The sequence below is a fragment of the Marinobacter santoriniensis NKSG1 genome (assembly GCF_000347775.1).
Lineage (GTDB): Bacteria > Pseudomonadota > Gammaproteobacteria > Pseudomonadales > Oleiphilaceae > Marinobacter > Marinobacter santoriniensis.
In genome coordinates, this window is record NZ_APAT01000013.1 from 64,367 (window position 1) to 80,230 (window position 15,864).

General features: G+C 57.7%; 11 protein-coding genes. 5 read left to right on the forward strand and 6 right to left on the reverse strand.

What is annotated here, in order from left to right; genetic code table 11:
* Window position 1 precedes the first annotated feature (1 nt).
* The gene (locus MSNKSG1_RS04135) at window positions 2-1,999 is read left to right on the forward strand and encodes a methyl-accepting chemotaxis protein (RefSeq protein ID WP_406564591.1); all 1,998 of its coding nucleotides are present in this window, start codon (window positions 2-4) and stop codon (window positions 1,997-1,999) included.
* Window positions 2,000-2,038: 39 nt separating this feature from the next.
* On the opposite strand, the gene MSNKSG1_RS04140 is transcribed toward MSNKSG1_RS04135, so the two are convergent.
* The 5 genes from MSNKSG1_RS04140 to MSNKSG1_RS04160 all read right to left on the reverse strand — a co-directional run bounded on the left by MSNKSG1_RS04140 (window position 2,039) and on the right by MSNKSG1_RS04160 (window position 8,630).
* Window positions 2,039-2,596, reverse strand: a complete 558-nt coding sequence (locus tag MSNKSG1_RS04140) for a cob(I)yrinic acid a,c-diamide adenosyltransferase (RefSeq protein ID WP_008937990.1) — start codon at window positions 2,594-2,596, stop codon at window positions 2,039-2,041.
* Window positions 2,597-2,609: 13 nt separating this feature from the next.
* Window positions 2,610-3,509: a ketopantoate reductase family protein gene (locus MSNKSG1_RS04145; RefSeq protein ID WP_008937991.1), complete on the reverse strand. Its 900-nt coding sequence runs from the start codon at window positions 3,507-3,509 to the stop codon at window positions 2,610-2,612.
* A 5-nt stretch (window positions 3,510-3,514) separates the two neighbouring features.
* On the reverse strand, window positions 3,515-6,367 hold the full coding sequence (locus MSNKSG1_RS04150) for a valine--tRNA ligase (RefSeq protein ID WP_008937992.1): 2,853 nt from the start codon (window positions 6,365-6,367) through the stop codon (window positions 3,515-3,517).
* Between the two features lie 257 nt (window positions 6,368-6,624).
* Entirely contained in the window at window positions 6,625-7,137 is a 513-nt protein-coding gene (locus MSNKSG1_RS04155) for a DNA polymerase III subunit chi (RefSeq protein WP_008937993.1), read from the reverse strand.
* Window positions 7,137-8,630 carry a leucyl aminopeptidase gene (locus MSNKSG1_RS04160; RefSeq protein ID WP_008937994.1) on the reverse strand — a complete coding sequence of 498 codons (1,494 nt, stop codon included), beginning with the start codon at window positions 8,628-8,630 and terminating at the stop codon, window positions 7,137-7,139. Before MSNKSG1_RS04160 ends, MSNKSG1_RS04155 begins: the two co-directional genes overlap by 1 nt.
* 230 nt (window positions 8,631-8,860) lie before the next feature.
* Between MSNKSG1_RS04160 and lptF the strand changes: the two genes are divergently transcribed.
* Together lptF and lptG are read left to right on the forward strand one after the other, a co-directional pair.
* A complete protein-coding gene (gene lptF / locus MSNKSG1_RS04165) occupies window positions 8,861-9,964 on the forward strand; it encodes an LPS export ABC transporter permease LptF (RefSeq protein ID WP_008937995.1) in 1,104 nt (367 codons plus the stop codon).
* Window positions 9,957-11,018 carry an LPS export ABC transporter permease LptG gene (gene lptG / locus MSNKSG1_RS04170; protein WP_008937996.1) on the forward strand — a complete coding sequence of 354 codons (1,062 nt, stop codon included), beginning with the start codon at window positions 9,957-9,959 and terminating at the stop codon, window positions 11,016-11,018. The genes lptF and lptG overlap by 8 nt, the downstream gene beginning before the upstream one ends.
* Before the next feature lie 3 nt (window positions 11,019-11,021).
* Here lptG and MSNKSG1_RS04175 read toward each other — a convergent pair whose 3' ends face one another.
* Window positions 11,022-11,561, reverse strand: coding sequence for an RDD family protein (locus MSNKSG1_RS04175; protein WP_008937997.1), 540 nt, complete (start codon window positions 11,559-11,561; stop codon window positions 11,022-11,024).
* 141 nt (window positions 11,562-11,702) lie between these two features.
* Here MSNKSG1_RS04175 and alaS point away from each other — a divergent pair, with 141 nt between their 5' ends.
* Both alaS and MSNKSG1_RS04185 read left to right on the forward strand, forming a co-directional pair.
* The gene (alaS, locus tag MSNKSG1_RS04180; RefSeq protein WP_008937998.1) at window positions 11,703-14,333 is read left to right on the forward strand and encodes an alanine--tRNA ligase; all 2,631 of its coding nucleotides are present in this window, start codon (window positions 11,703-11,705) and stop codon (window positions 14,331-14,333) included.
* 104 nt (window positions 14,334-14,437) lie between these two features.
* A complete protein-coding gene (locus tag MSNKSG1_RS04185) occupies window positions 14,438-15,676 on the forward strand; it encodes an aspartate kinase (protein WP_008937999.1) in 1,239 nt (412 codons plus the stop codon).
* Window positions 15,677-15,864 lie beyond the last annotated feature (188 nt).

Below are 15,864 nucleotides of genomic sequence, written 5' to 3' on the forward strand. Positions count from 1 at the left end.
GATGAACCGTCTGCCGATGGTATACAAGTTCGGGCTCATCAGCATTCTCTTCCTGTTGCCCATCGGTGGTCTTTCATGGCTGGTAATCTCGGATCTGAACCGTTCTGTTCAGACCATCGCCCGGGGGGTGGAAGGGCTCGGCCAGCTCGAAAACGTCAATCGCCTTGTGGTGGCCTCCATGCAGTACCGGGACTATAAGGCGCCCGGAATCATCAAGGACGAATCGGAAATCACCGCCAAAGCTGAAGCGGCGGCGCAGACGATCGATACACTGCTCAAACAGCTGTCATCGGTGCCGGACTCCCTCGACCGGTCAGGGACCTGGAAAAACCAGGTGGAAACGGTGGCCAAGGCCTGGAAAAAGCTCCGTGCCGATGACAGTTATCAGGGCAATATGGACCCTCAGTTCAAGTACTATCAGGAGTTCGTCCAGAAGGTGATGGCCCTGCCATCCTCAATGATCGAGATTTCCGGATTGAGCCAGGAGGCGGAGCGCGAGAGCCAGCTTTTGCTTGGGCTGATCGAAGAAGCCTTACCGGAAGCACGCCAGGCACTGGGACGCGCCAGATCTTACGGCATCTTCGCCCTTGTGGAGGGCCAGGTTGGTTATGCGCTGAGCGAAACCCTCAACGGCATCTACGATCAGTTGACCAATCGGAGTTCTCTGCTCGCACCGGCATTGAACGTTGCTCAGGACGCGTCCCCGCGGCTGGTCACTGCTTCCGATGGCGCGATTGATAAAGTGAAGAACAGCCTGCTGGCCGTCCGTGACGTGTTGGATACCAATGTAATAACGCCGATGCGCCTTGAATTGCCCTGGCAGGACTATGACGACCAGATCAACCAGCAGATGGCGCACTTTGACACCCTTACGGGGGCGATCTTCAGTGTGGTCCATGACAACCTGCAATCCCGTCTTCAGGCAGAGTCCAGTCAGCGCAACGCCATCGTCATCGCATTGATCGCGATTCTTCTGGTGGTCGTGTATCTGTACATTGGTTTCTTTGTGTCGGTTCGGACTGCGATCAACCGGTTTACTGCTGCCGCCCGAAGCGTGGCGGCAGGTGACATGACCACGCACGTCCTGATCCGTAATCGGGACGAGCTGGGTGAGCTGACCTCCGAATTCAACAATATGACCGATCGGATTGCCGAGCTCGTCCGGTCGGTCACCAGAACCACGACAGAGGTCGATCAGCAGGCCTCGCGGGTCAACGATACGGCCTCAGCCAACGCCAAGGCCGTCAGTCGCCAGATGGAAGAAAGTGGACACATCGCCGAAGCCATGAATCAGATGGTGGAAGCGGTCCGGGAAGTGACCGAGAGTGCGCATCGGGTGGCGGACAGTGCCGGGGTGGCGGAACGGGATACGGAGACCGGTCGTGGGGTCGTTGCCGGCACGGTGGAAACGATCAACCACCTGGCCCAGGAAATCGCCGATGCGGTTGAGGTGATCAATCGTGTGAGTCGGGACAGCGACAACATCAGCCAGGTTCTGGTGGAGATCAAGGCAATTGCCGAACAGACCAACCTGCTGGCACTGAACGCGGCGATCGAAGCTGCGCGGGCCGGTGAACAGGGGCGCGGTTTCGCCGTCGTGGCTGATGAGGTTCGGTCGCTGTCACAGCGAACCCACAAATCAACGGAAGAAATCGAGGGCATGATTTCGCGGCTGCAAAGTGGTGTCAAGGATGCCGTAAATGCCATGACCAACAGTCGCAGCGTCACCGAGACCACCGTTGCAAAATCCGAAGAGGTCACCGAGGCCCTCGACCGCATTGCCGGCGGGATCTCGACCATCGTGGACATGAGCCATCAGATTGCCCAGGCTGCAGAAGAGCAGTCGGCGGTCTCGAAAAACGTCAATGCGTCGGTGGAACAGATCGGGGAGCTTGGGCAGAGCACGGCGGAGAATGCAGACGAGACCCTCGCAGCATCCCGGGAAATGTCCGATTTGACGGCATCACTCCAGCGGCTGGTGGAAGCGTTCAAAGTGTGATCGCCAGGCTGATCCGTCTCGAGAGATAAAAATCCGGCCCTAGAGGCCGGATTTTTTTTGTTCCCAGAGAATTTCCTGACCACCGTTCTGCCGGGCCAGCTGACGTGCAATCACGAACAGCAGGTCCGAAAGGCGGTTGAGGTAATGCCTCGATGCGGTGTTGATGGAGTCCTCATGACCCAGGGCGACGACCACTCGCTCCGCACGTCGACACACCGCCCGGGCAAGGTGGCACTGGGCGGTGGCTGCGGTTCCGCCGGGCAGTATAAAGTTTTTCAGGGGAGGGAGGCTCTCATTGTGATGGTCCAGGGTCTGCTCCAGCCATTCAATGTGTTCGTCGCCAATGACCTGGCTGCCCGGAATGGCGAATTCACCCCCCAGGTCGAACAGGTGGTGCTGAATGCGCCGAAAAGTCTCGATCAGCTCATCGCCAGAGGGCAGTGTTTCGATCAGGACACCGATATGACTGTTCAGTTCATCGGCTGTCCCCATGGCTTCTACGCGCTGGGCATTCTTGGCGATGCGATTGCCGTCGGCCAGGCCTGTCGAGCCATCATCGCCGGTGCGGGTGTAAATCTTTGAAAGACGGTTGCCCATCAGGAAACTCCTCTCACTCTGAGTGTGGTGACAGTTGTTTTACCTGCTCTGTCAGTAATTGGTTCACCGGGGTGGGTATGCCAAGTTTTTTGCCGAGGCTCACCAGGTAGCCATTAATAAAGTCGATCTCTGTCGGCTTTCCGCGCATCACGTCGGCGCGCATCGACGAGGTGTTGCGGGCGGTTTTGGTCACGACATCCCGGATCCGCTCCTGCAAAGCTTCCGGCGATGGGTGCCGGTCCGTATCCGCCGCCACCAGAATGGCCATTTCCCGGCATAAGTCGCCGATGTGCTGCTGGAAAAAGGCCGACTCCGGAAGATCGCCATTCGGACAGTCCAGAATCGCCGTAAACGGGTTGATGCCGGCATTAACGATCAGCTTGTCCCAGAGCCGTGTCAGGATATTCTCCTCGGCGTGAAGCACGAGGCCGGTCTGGTTCAGCACCTGGATGACGCTCCCGACACGCGCGCTGCCAGAGCCTGTCAGCGGGCCCAGCCAGGTTTCACCCAGTCCGGCGTGTATCACACGTTCCTGCGTTGGACGATTGGCTCCCTCCGTCGTCGACGCTGCCAGAATGGGCCGGCTGGGCCAGGCCTCGGCAACGGATTGCTGGCTGCCCAGGCCGTTCTGGAACAAAACGATGGGGGTTTGGGCCGGTATGGCCGATATACAGCCTTGAAGGGCCGTGAACGTGTCGCCGGCCTTGGTTGTGACCAGCAGCACGCTGATCGCTTCCGGTGTGGTCGGCGGTAGCCGGATTGGACGTTCTTCGCCGCCGATTGATTCGAAGGTGTAGGTCAGAACCTGGCCGGAGAGGCTGGCCTCCGGCCGGGGCAGGTAGCCGATCTGATCGCCGGGCAGCAGGGCGGCCCACAACCGCCCCAGCGACCCCGCACCCAGGACCCCGATCATGATGCTTACATGGCCTCGATTTCAGACCGCTGGTGGCTCAGGCGCTCCAGGCTGCTTTGGGCATCGCGAAGTTTTTCCTCTTCTTTCTCCACGACTTCCGCAGGCGCTTTGGCGGTGAACTTTTCGTTGCCAAGCTTGCCTTCAAGACGGCCGATTTCCTTCTGCAGGCGGTCGAGTTCCTTGTCGAGCCGTTTCAGTTCGGCATCCTTGTCGATCAGGCCGGCCATCGGAACCAGGACTTCCATCTCGCCCACCAGTTGAGTGGCGGACATCGGGGCTTTGTCCCCGTCGAACCATTCCAGACTTTCCAGCTTCGCCAGGGAGATCAGGAACTGACGGTTGTCGTCCATCCGGCGGCGATCTTCGTCCCGGTTCCCTTTGAGCAACACCGGGATTTGTTTGGCGGGAGAAATGTTCATCTCGCCACGGATATTACGCACGGCGACAATGACGCCCTTGAGCCACTCGATATCGGCGGCAACGGCGTCATCCTGCTTGCTCTCGTCGGGCTGGGGGAAGGCCTGCAGCATGATGCTGTCGCCGCTCTTGCCGGCCAGCGGTGCGATACGCTGCCAGATTTCCTCGGTGATGAACGGCATCATCGGATGGGCCAGGCGTAACACCGCCTCCAGAACCCGGACCAGGGTCCGGCGGGTGCCGCGCTTGGCTTCTGCGCTCGCGCTGTCGTCATTGAGGACCGGTTTGGACAGCTCCAGGTACCAGTCGCAGTATTCGTTCCAGATGAACTCGTACAGGGCATATGCCGCGAGGTCGAAGCGGTACTGGTCGAGGTGGCGGATGACGTCACGCTCACACTTCTGAAGCTCGCTGACGATCCAGCGGTCGGCCAGTGACAGGGTGACCGGCTCGTCATTCACGCCGCAGTCTTCACCTTCGGTGTTCATCAGGACGTAACGGGCGGCGTTCCATAGCTTGTTGCAGAAGTTGCGGTAGCCTTCGAGGCGTTTCATGTCCCAGTTGATGTCACGGCCGGTAGTGGCCATGGCCGCCAGGGTAAAGCGCAGGGCGTCGGTACCGTGGGCGGCGATGCCTTCCGGGAATTCTTTCTGGGTGCGCTTGCCGATTTTTTCGGCCAGCTTGGGCTGCATCAGATTGCCGGTACGCTTCTCGAGAAGGTCGTCCAGGCTGATGCCGTCGATCATGTCCAGCGGATCAATAACGTTGCCCTTGGACTTGGACATCTTGTCGCCGTGCTCGTCCCGGATCAGGCCGGTGACGTACACGGTATGGAAGGGCACCTGGGGTGTGCCATCTTCGTTTTTCATGAAGTGCATGGTCATCATGATCATCCGGGCGACCCAGAAGAAAATGATGTCGAAGCCGGTGACCAGCACATCGGTCGGATGGAAGTTTTTCAGACGCTCGGTGATCTCGGGCCAGCCGAGAGTGCCGAAGGTCCAGAGAGCGGAGCTGAACCAGGTGTCCAGCACGTCTTCGTCCTGACTGAGCTGTACGTCTGCTGCCAGGCTGTGCTTCTGTCGAACCTCGTCTTCGCTGCGTCCGACGTAGATGTTGCCCGAAGCGTCGTACCAGGCCGGAATCCGGTGACCCCACCAGAGCTGCCGGGAAATGCACCAGTCCTGAATGTCGCGCATCCAGGCGAAATACATGTTCTCGTATTGCTTGGGAACGAACTGAATCCGACCATCTTCGACCGCTTCGATGGCGGGCTTGGCCAGGGTCTTGGCGTCGGCGAACCACTGATCGGTGAGCATGGGTTCGATGATCAGGCCGGAGCGGTCCCCACGAGGAACACTCAGCACATGGTCTTCAATGTTCTCGACCAGACCTTCGGCTTCCATGTCGGCGACGATCTGCTTGCGGGCCTCTTCACGGGTCAGGCCGGCATAGGCATCAGGCATGGTGCCGTCGATATCAGTGTTTTCGGTGCCATCGGCGTTGAAGACCTCGGCCACGTCCCGGATATTGGCGTCCTGGGTCATGACGTTGATCATGGGCAAGTCATTGCGCTTGCCCACGCCGTAGTCATTGAAGTCGTGGGCGGGGGTGATCTTGACGCAGCCGGAGCCTTTCTCCGGATCAGCGTGGTAATCCGCAATAACAGGAATACGACGGTTCACCAGAGGCAGAAGAACCTGCTTGCCGATCAGGTGCTGGTAGCGCTCGTCGTCCGGATGAACAGCGACAGCGGTGTCGCCCAGCATGGTTTCCGGCCGGGTGGTGGCGACTATGACGTAATCCTTGCCATCCTGCGTTTTCGCGCCGTCAGCCAGCGGATAGCGCAGATGCCAGAAGAAGCCTTTCTCTTCCTTGTTTTCAACCTCAAGGTCTGAAATGGCGGTGTGCAGTTTCGGATCCCAGTTGACCAGGCGTTTGCCGCGGTAGACCAGGCCATCCTCGTACAGCCGGATGAAGACTTCCTGGACGGCCTTGTAGAAGCCGTCGTCCATGGTGAAGCGCTCGTTGTCCCAGTCTACGGAATTGCCCAGACGACGCATCTGGCGGGTGATGGTACCGCCGGAGTGTTCTTTCCAGTCCCAGATGCGTTTGATGAATTCTTCCCGGCCCAGATCATGGCGGGTCTTGCCTTCTTCAGCCGCCAGTTTGCGCTCGACGACCATCTGGGTAGCGATGCCGGCATGGTCGGTGCCGACGGTCCAGAGGGCGTTGCGGCCCTGCATGCGCTTGTAGCGGGTGAGGGTGTCCATGATGGTGTGCTGGAAAGCGTGACCCATGTGCAGGCTGCCGGTCACATTGGGCGGCGGAATGGCGATGCTGTAGGACTGGCCTTCACCGCTGGGGCGGAAGTACCCTTTGGATTCCCAGTTTTCGTACCACTGGCGCTCGATGTTTTCTGGCTGGTAGGTTTTTTCCATGGGGTTCTGCAGTGACCGTTGGTTGATTCACAAGGGAAAAATTAGACGCCCGATTATACATGGTCGGGTTGTTTGCGGCGAACCTCGGTTTTGATCTATCAGGACTGCTTTCTTGGGTGTGGCGCCGGAGGAAAAGTCCCTTTCCAAAACGCGCTACGAGCACGTCCATGTGCGCTTGTTTCGGGCCGTCCTTGGCCCTCAACAGTTTTGGAAAGGGACTTTTCCTCCGACGCTTCAGTCTGTGAGTAGTTCGCTCGTTACCGCTTTCGCTGATCGTGGACTCTGGGTTCGATGCCGAGAGCTCGAAGTTGCTTGAAGTGGGACCGTGCCTGATTCAGCACGTTTGGATCATTGTGGGCCACCAGTGCCAGTCGTTTAAAACGATCGGCATCCGCCGGCAAGGTGGCGGAGAGGATAATAACGGTATCCCAGTCCTCTGCCACTGGCGGGCACAGCAGGATGCCGACAGGGTCGGTGCAGGTGGTGGCTGAGTCCGGAACGATGGAGTGGGGGATGAAGGCGTCCGGGCTGAAATTCCAGAGCAGGTCGTCGAATTCCTGAGCCTGTTGCATGGTGTCGCAGACCACGCAGACACGATCGCCCTGCTGCCAGGCTTTATCCACCAGTTTGATCGCATGGAGGTTGCGTGCGGCGGGGGTGTTCCTGGCGAGGATATGAAACCAGTAGCGCTGGTTCCGATCAACCTGCCCGGGTGAGCCGGCAGCGCTGCTGCCGGCATCCGTCCCGTTGTCTGTTTGATGGTCCTGCATTACTTGCCGGCGTGGGACATCAGGTAGTCGACCAGCAGGGGTACCGGGCGGCCGGTGGCACCTTTGGCTTTACCAGAGAGCCAGGCGGTACCGGCGATGTCCAGGTGGGCCCAGCGGTAGTCCTTGGCAAACCGGGACAGGAAACACGCGGCGGTGATCGTGCCCGCAGGACGGCCGCCGATGTTGGCCATATCGGCGAAGTTGCTGTCAAGCTGGCTCTGGTATTCATCCCAGAGCGGCAGGCGCCACGCGCGGTCACCGGTACGTTCCCCGGCAGCGAGCAGTTCGTTGGCCAGGTCATCGTTGTTGGCAAGCATACCTGTCGCATGATTACCCAGCGCAATGATGCAGGCACCGGTCAGGGTGGCCATGTCGATAACCGCTTCCGGATCGAACTTTTTGACGTAGGTGAGGGCATCGCACAAGACCAGACGGCCTTCCGCATCGGTGTTGAGGATTTCTACGGTCTGTCCCGAGAGCGTGGTAACAATGTCACCCGGGCGTGAGGCACCGCCGTCCGGCATGTTTTCAGCCGCTGCGACAACGGCAACCACATTGATTTTCGGCCGGGTTTCGGCGATGACTTTCATGGTGCCAAAGACGCTGGCGGAACCGCCCATGTCGTACTTCATTTCGTCCATGGCTTCGCCCGGCTTCAGGCTGATTCCGCCGGTATCAAAGGTGATGCCTTTGCCGACGAGCACGTAGGGCTTGTCCTTGGCTTTGCCACCGCGGTATTCCATGACGATCAGCCGGGGCGGCTGGGTGCTGCCTTTGCCCACGGCCAGGATGGTGTTCATCCCCATTTTTTCCATCTGCTTCTCATCAAGGACTTCGGTCTTGATGCAGTCGTATTCCTTTGCCATCTGCTTGGCCTGGTCCGCCAGCCAGATGGGGTGACAGATGTTGGGCGGCGTGTTGCCCAGATCGCGGGTGAAGTTCATTCCGCGACCGGTCGCCAGGCCGAGGTTGAAAGCGTCTTTCAATGCCTTTCCGTTGCCGGAAGCCAGGGCGATGACTTTGTTCAGTTTCCGCGATGCAGGCTTGTCACTCTTGAATTGTGTAAAGGTGTAGAGCTGCTCCTCAAGGGTCCGGCCGATCAGGTTCAGCAGGGCTTCTTCAGAGCTCACCGCCTCTTCGCCTGTAACCGGTGTGTCGGCCAATGCGATCAGGGCGCTCCTGGAAGGGCCGTCCTTCAGGGCGGTGACTGCTGCAATGACCGACTTACGAAAAGCGGCGTATGACCGGTCAGTATCCTTGCCGGTTCCGACTACCATCAGGCGGCTCCAGGGGCGGCCCTCAAGCGGGAATACGCCGGTGCTGGCGCTCTTGCCTGTGATATCCCCAGCCGTTTGCAACCGTTTGATCAGTCCGTCAAGCGCTTCATCCGCATGGGTGGTGGACTCTGGCCAATCGCCTTTTTCAGGCACACCGACAACGAGACAGTCTGCCTTGATGGTTGCAATAGCTTTGCTGCTCAGGCTGAAGTTCATGACAACTCCTGTTGGTTTATTCCGGAAACGTTCCGCAGGAAAGCGGAGTGATTATTATGTCTAGACTAGCATTGGGGCTGGCAGGGAATTAATCAAGCTGGCGGGATCCGGTGGATCCATGGCACGCCTGTAATTCCGTTGCTCTGTCATTCGGACCAAAGGTTACATAGAATACGCGCAGTTTCGGGATTCCTCCATTCGTTTCCGAGAGCGCGGCCAGAGACACCGTTTTGAGTATCATTTTTCGCTATTTGACCCGCCAGGTTATGGTCAGCATGCTCGCCATTTCGGCGATTCTCGTGCTGATTTTCATGAGCGGCCGCTTTCTGCGCTACCTGGCGGACGCGGCCGAGGGCAAAATCTCCGTGGACGTTCTGGCAACGATCATGATGTATCGGTTCCCGGATCTGATCCAGCTGATATTGCCGCTCGGCCTGTTCATCGGCATTTTGCTTGCTTACGGTCGCATGTACCTGGAAAGCGAAATGACGGTGCTTTATGCCTGCGGCGTAAGTGACAAACAGTTGCTTGCCAAATCCCTGCTGGCCAGCCTGCCGATCATGATCATTGTGGGTTCGATGAGTCTGTATCTGGGCCCCTGGGGCATGAAGCAGGTTGAGACCATTATCGAGGATCAGGCCAAGGCCACGGAGTTCGAGATGCTGGCCCCGGGGCGTTTCCAGAATCTCATGTCCGGAGGGCGGGTCACCTACACCGAGGATCTGAGTGACGACAAGCGCCGTTTGGAGGGAGTCTTTATCGCCGAGTACGGTCGGAATGGTGAAGGGCTGAGCATTATTACGGCGGATAGCGGTTCGCAGTTGATCGACAAGGATACCGGGAGTCGTTTTCTCATTCTCAAGAACGGTGCCCGTTTTGACGGCGCCCCTGGAGCACTGGACTACAAGGTGACGGAATTCGGAGCTTATGGTCTCAAGCTGCAGAGTGGTGCCGGACAGGATCTGCATTACAAGGATGCGATCAGCACGGCTGACCTTTGGAAGTCGGACAATCCGCAGTACAGGTCACTGCTGCACTGGCGTCTTTCATTACCTTTGATTGTCCCGATTGTCACTCTGCTGGCGGTTCGCCTCAGTCGGGTGAACCCGCGTCAGGGGCGGTTTTTCCACCTGCTGCCCGCAATGCTTGTTTACATTACCTACCTCGGCCTGTTGATTGTCGCGCGGGATATGCTCGCTGATCGGAAGGTGCCGGAGTGGGTCGGCATGCTGTGGGTTCACGCGCTGTTTCTGGGGCTGTGGTTCTGGCTCCAGTTCGGGCCGGCCTGGCTCCATCGGCGTCGGTTGCTGAAGCAGGGAGCGGCCCATGCGTAAGATTGACCGCTATGTAATGCGTAACGTGGGCGGGGCGATAGTCCTTGTCATGGTGGTGGTGCTGTCCCTGGATTGGATCTTCGGGTTCATTGGGGAGCTCGAGAACGTCGAGAACAACTATCAGGTTCTGGACGTGCTCTGGTATATGGTTCTGAAACTGCCTCGCCGTATTTACGACTACCTGCCGCTGGGTGCTTTCATGGGATGCCTGGTGGGTCTGGGCGCCATGGCCAGTTCTTCGGAATTGACCGTCATCCGCGCTGCGGGTGTGTCTCTGATGCGGATAATCTGGTCGGCAATGAAGCCGGCCTTGGTCGTTGTCCTGATCGGCGTTCTGATTGGCGAATACGTGGCACCGGCCACTGAGCGTCTTGCCGAAAGTGAAAGAGCGGTTGCGCGCGGTGCCAACAAGAATATTGCGTCCTCGAACGGCGTCTGGCACCGGGAAGGGAACGAATTTATCCACCTCAATGCCGTTCAGCCCAACGGCGTTTTGCATGGTATCTCACTGTATCGTTTCAACGACCAGCGAAAACTGCTATCGGCCAGCTTCGCGAAGAGAGCGATCTACCAGGGCGATCACTGGTTGCTGCAGAACATCCGAACGACCTATATCGAGAAAGATCGGACCCGGGTTGAAAAGCATGCGGAACAGACGTGGGACACCGGGTTATCGCCCGGGGTCCTGAGTGTGCTGATTGTCGATCCGACAGATCTCTCGTTGTCGGGATTGTATACCTATGCGCGGTATCTCGGGGAGCAGGACCTCAATGCAGCTCAGTATTGGCTTGCGTTCTGGAAGAAAGCCCTTCAGCCGCTGGGCACCGCCGTCATGGTACTGGTGGCGATTTCCTTTATCTTTGGCCCGCTCCGGTCGGTCACCATGGGTTTCAGGGTATTTACAGGTCTGCTGGTGGGGCTTCTGTTCAAATACATGCAGGACCTGCTCGGTCCTATGAGCGTGGTTTACGGTTTCAACCCCGCGCTCGCCGTTCTCATTCCGATTATCATCAGTGGTATTGCCGGCCTGATTCTGATGCGGAGGGCCGGCTGATCTTCAGCGGCTTCTGGATTCCTTTGGGACTTGTACAACGACACTGTTGGATGCCCGGTCTGTCAGGGATAAGCCGTTGATCGGGAGGAACAGGGCGATGATGGCCGGGATAGTCATAAGCAGGGTGACAGGGCCAATGTAATAGCCGCCCAGCATCGCAATGAAAATGACCGCTGCAGCCGTGCCGTAGCGCAGAAGAGACTGCGTCCAGTTCACCGAAGTACCATCAAGGTTTTCGATCCGGATCCGCCAGACCTGCATGCCAAGCGTCTGGCCAATGCGGGTCCAGAAGTAGGCGAAAAACAGGTAGAGAACGAGAAACAGGATAAAGGTCAGGGCCGGGTCGCCGGACAGTTGATTGGCTTCCGCCATTTTCTCGTACCGCTCCCATCCGGTGAAAGAGCCGGCAATCATGGTGTACACCCAGGTCGCGACCATTAATACCGCGATGCTGATGAGCCCGTCATAAATGATGGCCAGAGCCCGCTTTACAAAGGTGGCGGGTGGGAAAAGGTCTTCCGCGTCGTGGAAGCGTCGGGGCATGGTCTCTCCTGTGAGGTTTCACGTTTTTCCTGTACTCGGCGTGTGCTAGAGTAGCCGATTTGCACACGCATGTAAGTATTCGTATTCAATCGCGGTCCCTAGGGGATTTCCGCCCGGTTTCTGGAAAGGTATCAAAGGTCTATGAAAACCGCAGAGTTGCGACAGGCGTTTCTCGAGTATTTCAGGCAGCAGGGTCACACCATTGTTGAAAGCAGTTCACTGGTGCCTCATGACGATCCGACATTGCTGTTTACCAATGCGGGCATGAATCAGTTCAAGGACGTCTTCCTTGGGCGCGAAGATCGCGACTATACACGAGCGACCACCTCCCAGAAATGTGTGCGTGCCGGCGGCAAGCACAATGACCTTGAGAATGTCGGCTACACCGCGCGCCATCACACCTTCTTCGAGATGCTGGGCAACTTCAGTTTCGGTGACTACTTCAAGCGCGAAGCGATCAATTACGCCTGGACGTTCCTGACCGGCGATCAGTGGCTGAAGCTGCCGAAAGACAAGCTGTGGGTAACGGTCTATGCGGAAGACGACGAAGCCTACGATATCTGGAACAGTGAAATCGGGGTGCCGGCTGAGCGGATTGTGCGGATCGGCGACAATAAGGGAGCCCGTTACGCGTCCGATAACTTCTGGCAGATGGGAGATACCGGTCCCTGCGGTCCCTGTACCGAGATCTTCTATGATCATGGGCCGGATGTCGCCGGCGGCCCTCCCGGTAGCCCGGACGAAGACGGTGATCGCTACATCGAGATCTGGAACGTGGTTTTCATGCAGTACAACCGTACTGCCGACGGCGAAATGCTCAAACTGCCGAAGCCGTCTGTCGATACCGGTATGGGGCTGGAGCGTATTACAGCGGTCCTGCAGGGCGTCCACAGCAACTACGAGATCGACCTGTTTCAGGATTTGCTGAAAGCGGCGTCTGATGTTCTCGGCGGCGTGCCTGCTACGGAAGCGTCGCTTCGTGTGGTGGCCGACCATATTCGCTCGTGTGCCTTCCTCATTGCTGACGGTGTCATGCCTTCCAATGAAGGCCGCGGCTTTGTATTGCGTCGGATCATCCGTCGCGCGGCCCGCCACGGTAACAAGTTGGGTGCATCGGAGCCGTTCTTCTACCGGCTCACCAGCGCCCTGGTGGGTCTGATGGGAGAGGCCTATCCGCAACTGGTCAGCAGTCAGAAGCAGATCGAGAAGGTATTGCTGCAGGAAGAGGAGCAGTTTGCCAAGACTCTGGACAAGGGGCTTCGCCTGCTGGAGCAGGACATTGCCGGGCTGAAAGGTTCCGAAATCCCGGGCGAGACCATCTTTACGCTTTACGATACCTATGGTTTCCCGGTTGACCTGACCAACGACATCGCCCGTGAAAGAGGCCTGACGCTGGATTACGAGGGCTATGAAAAAGCCATGGAAGCCCAGCGCGAGCGCGCCCGGGCCGCCAGCAAATTCGGCATCGATTACAATGCAACCGGACTGAAGATCGAAGGCGAGACCGAGTTCACCGGTTATGATCACGTTGATGGCCACGAGCGAATCCGGACGGTTCTGGTGGGGTCCGAAGAGCGTAATGCCGAGGCAGGTGACGAGGCAGTCGTCGTGCTGGAGCGGACGCCGTTTTACGCCGAGTCCGGTGGCCAGGTCGGTGACACCGGCCTGCTGACCTGGAGTGGTGGTCGTTTTCAGGTTACTGATACGGTGAAGGAAGGCGACAACCATCTGCACCTCGGCACCGTCATTGAGGGCGAGCTTTTCCCTGGGCTGGAGGTCGATGCCCGCATTGATCATGCCCGCCGTGAGCGCACCAAACGCAATCACTCAGCCACCCATCTGCTGCATGCGGCTCTCCGGAAAGTTCTGGGTGAGCATGTCAGTCAGAAAGGATCTCTGGTGGATCCGGACAAACTGCGTTTCGACTTTTCGCATTTTGAGGCCGTGACTCCCGAGCAACTGAAAGAGATCGAGCGCCAGGTCAACGAGCAGGTTCTCGAGAATACCCCGGTGCATACCGAAATCACCGATATGGAAAATGCGAAAGAGAAGGGTGCCATGGCGCTCTTTGGTGAAAAGTATGGTGATTCCGTGCGGGTGTTGAGCATGGGCACCGACAATTACTCGGTAGAGTTGTGTGGTGGAACCCACGTTGCGCGTACGGGTGATATTGGTCTTTTCCGGATTACCTCCGAGAGCGGCATTTCCTCTGGTGTCCGGCGGATCGAGGCGGTGACCGGTTTCGGTGCGCTGGAGTGGGTCGAGGAAACGGAGCGTACCCTTCGCGACACGGCAAGACTTGTCAGGGCGACCCGGGACACGGTGGTCGAGAAGGTTCAGCAGGCAATGGACCGCAATCGCCAGCTCGAAAAGGAAGTCGATGCCCTGAAGGCCAAGCTGGCCAGTTCCGCCGGAACCGATCTGGCGGCGTCGGCCGTTGAAGTCGCTGGTCTCAAGGTTGTGGCCGCCGAGCTTGAGGGTGCTGATCGCAAGGCGCTGATGGAAACGGCCGATCAGCTCAAGAACAAGCTGGGTGAGGGTGTTGTCGTCCTGGCAACGGTAGCTGACGGCAAAGTGACCCTGGTGGCCGGTGTGACCAAGTCGGCTACCAGCCGTATCAAGGCGGGCGATCTTATGAAACACCTCGCGTCACAGGTTGACGGTAAAGGAGGTGGCCGGCCAGACATGGCCCAGGGCGGTGGCAATGATCCGTCCCGATTGGCAGAGGCATTGCAGGCGGTGCCGGGTTGGGTTGAGCAAAATATCGCTTGAGCAACTGTTTTTGAGAGCGGGCAGGGGTTTATAATCCCGCCCGCTTTCTTTTGATTGGCAGGTTGATTCCTGTCGTGAGTCCCCGTTTCGGAGTTTGGGAAGACATGGCTCTGTTGGTTCAGAAATTTGGTGGTACCTCCGTAGGCACTACCGAGCGGATAGAAGCGGTTGCGGACAAGGTGTGCCGTTTCCGCAATGAAGGAAACGATGTCGTGGTGGTGGTCTCGGCGATGAGTGGCGAAACCAATCGGCTGATTGGACTTGCCAGTGAGATTATGGAAGAGCCCACGCCCCGTGAGATGGATGTTCTGGTCTCCACAGGTGAGCAGGTGACCATTGCCCTGTTGTCCATGGCGCTCCAGAAACGCGGTTGCGATGCTCGTTCCTATACGGGATCGCAGGTCCGGATACTGACGGACAGCAGTCATACCAAGGCCCGTATCCAGCATATTGATGAGCACAATATGCGGGGCGATCTCGAAGCCGGTCGGGTGGTTGTGGTTGCAGGCTTCCAGGGAATTGACGAACTTGGCAACATTACCACGCTGGGCCGGGGTGGTTCTGACACCACGGCCGTGGCCCTGGCGGCGGCTCTGAACGCTGACGAATGCCAGATCTACACGGATGTGGACGGCGTTTATACAACGGATCCACGTGTTGTGGACAGTGCCCGCCGGCTCAAGCAGATCACCTTTGAGGAAATGCTTGAAATGGCGAGCCTCGGGTCCAAGGTGCTCCAGATTCGTGCCGTCGAGTTTGCAGGTAAATACAACGTTCCATTACGGGTACTTTCAAGCTTTACTGAAGGTGAAGGCACCCTGATTACTTTTGAGGATGAAGACGCCATGGAACAACCGGTTGTTTCCGGCATTGCTTTTAATCGTGATGAAGCAAAACTGACCATTTCCGGTGTGCCCGACACTCCCGGCAGCGCACTGAGAATCCTGAAACCGGTCAGCGATGCGAACATTGAAGTGGACATGATCGTCCAGAATGTGGGAGAAGATAACAAAACCGCGTTTACATTCACGGTACATCGCAATGATCTGAAGCGTGCCAAGGAAGTTCTCCAGAGGGTGGCGGATGAGCTGACCGCCGGCCAGGTGATCGGCGACAGCAAGATTGCCAAGGTCAGTATTGTCGGTGTGGGCATGCGCTCGCACGCGGGTGTGGCGACAAAAATGTTTGAAGCCCTCTCCAATGAAGGTATTAATATCCAGATGATCTCCACCTCTGAAATCAAGGTCTCGGTGGTGATCGATGAGAAATATCTCGAACTTGCGGTTCGTGCGTTGCACAGCGCATTCGAACTCGACAGGAACGGGGTACAGGAAGAGGCCTGATACAGCGGATTTCAGGTCAATCCGCTGGTCTCTGGAAAAAGATCATTGTCTGAGTCTATCGAAATGCATATCAGTATAAGGGTATGTGCGTCTTTTGATCAGCCAGTGATCTCACTATAAAAATAACAAGTACAAGAAGTATGAAAAAACCATTTGTCGGAACAGGTAGAAGCTCTTAGAGGGAGTAA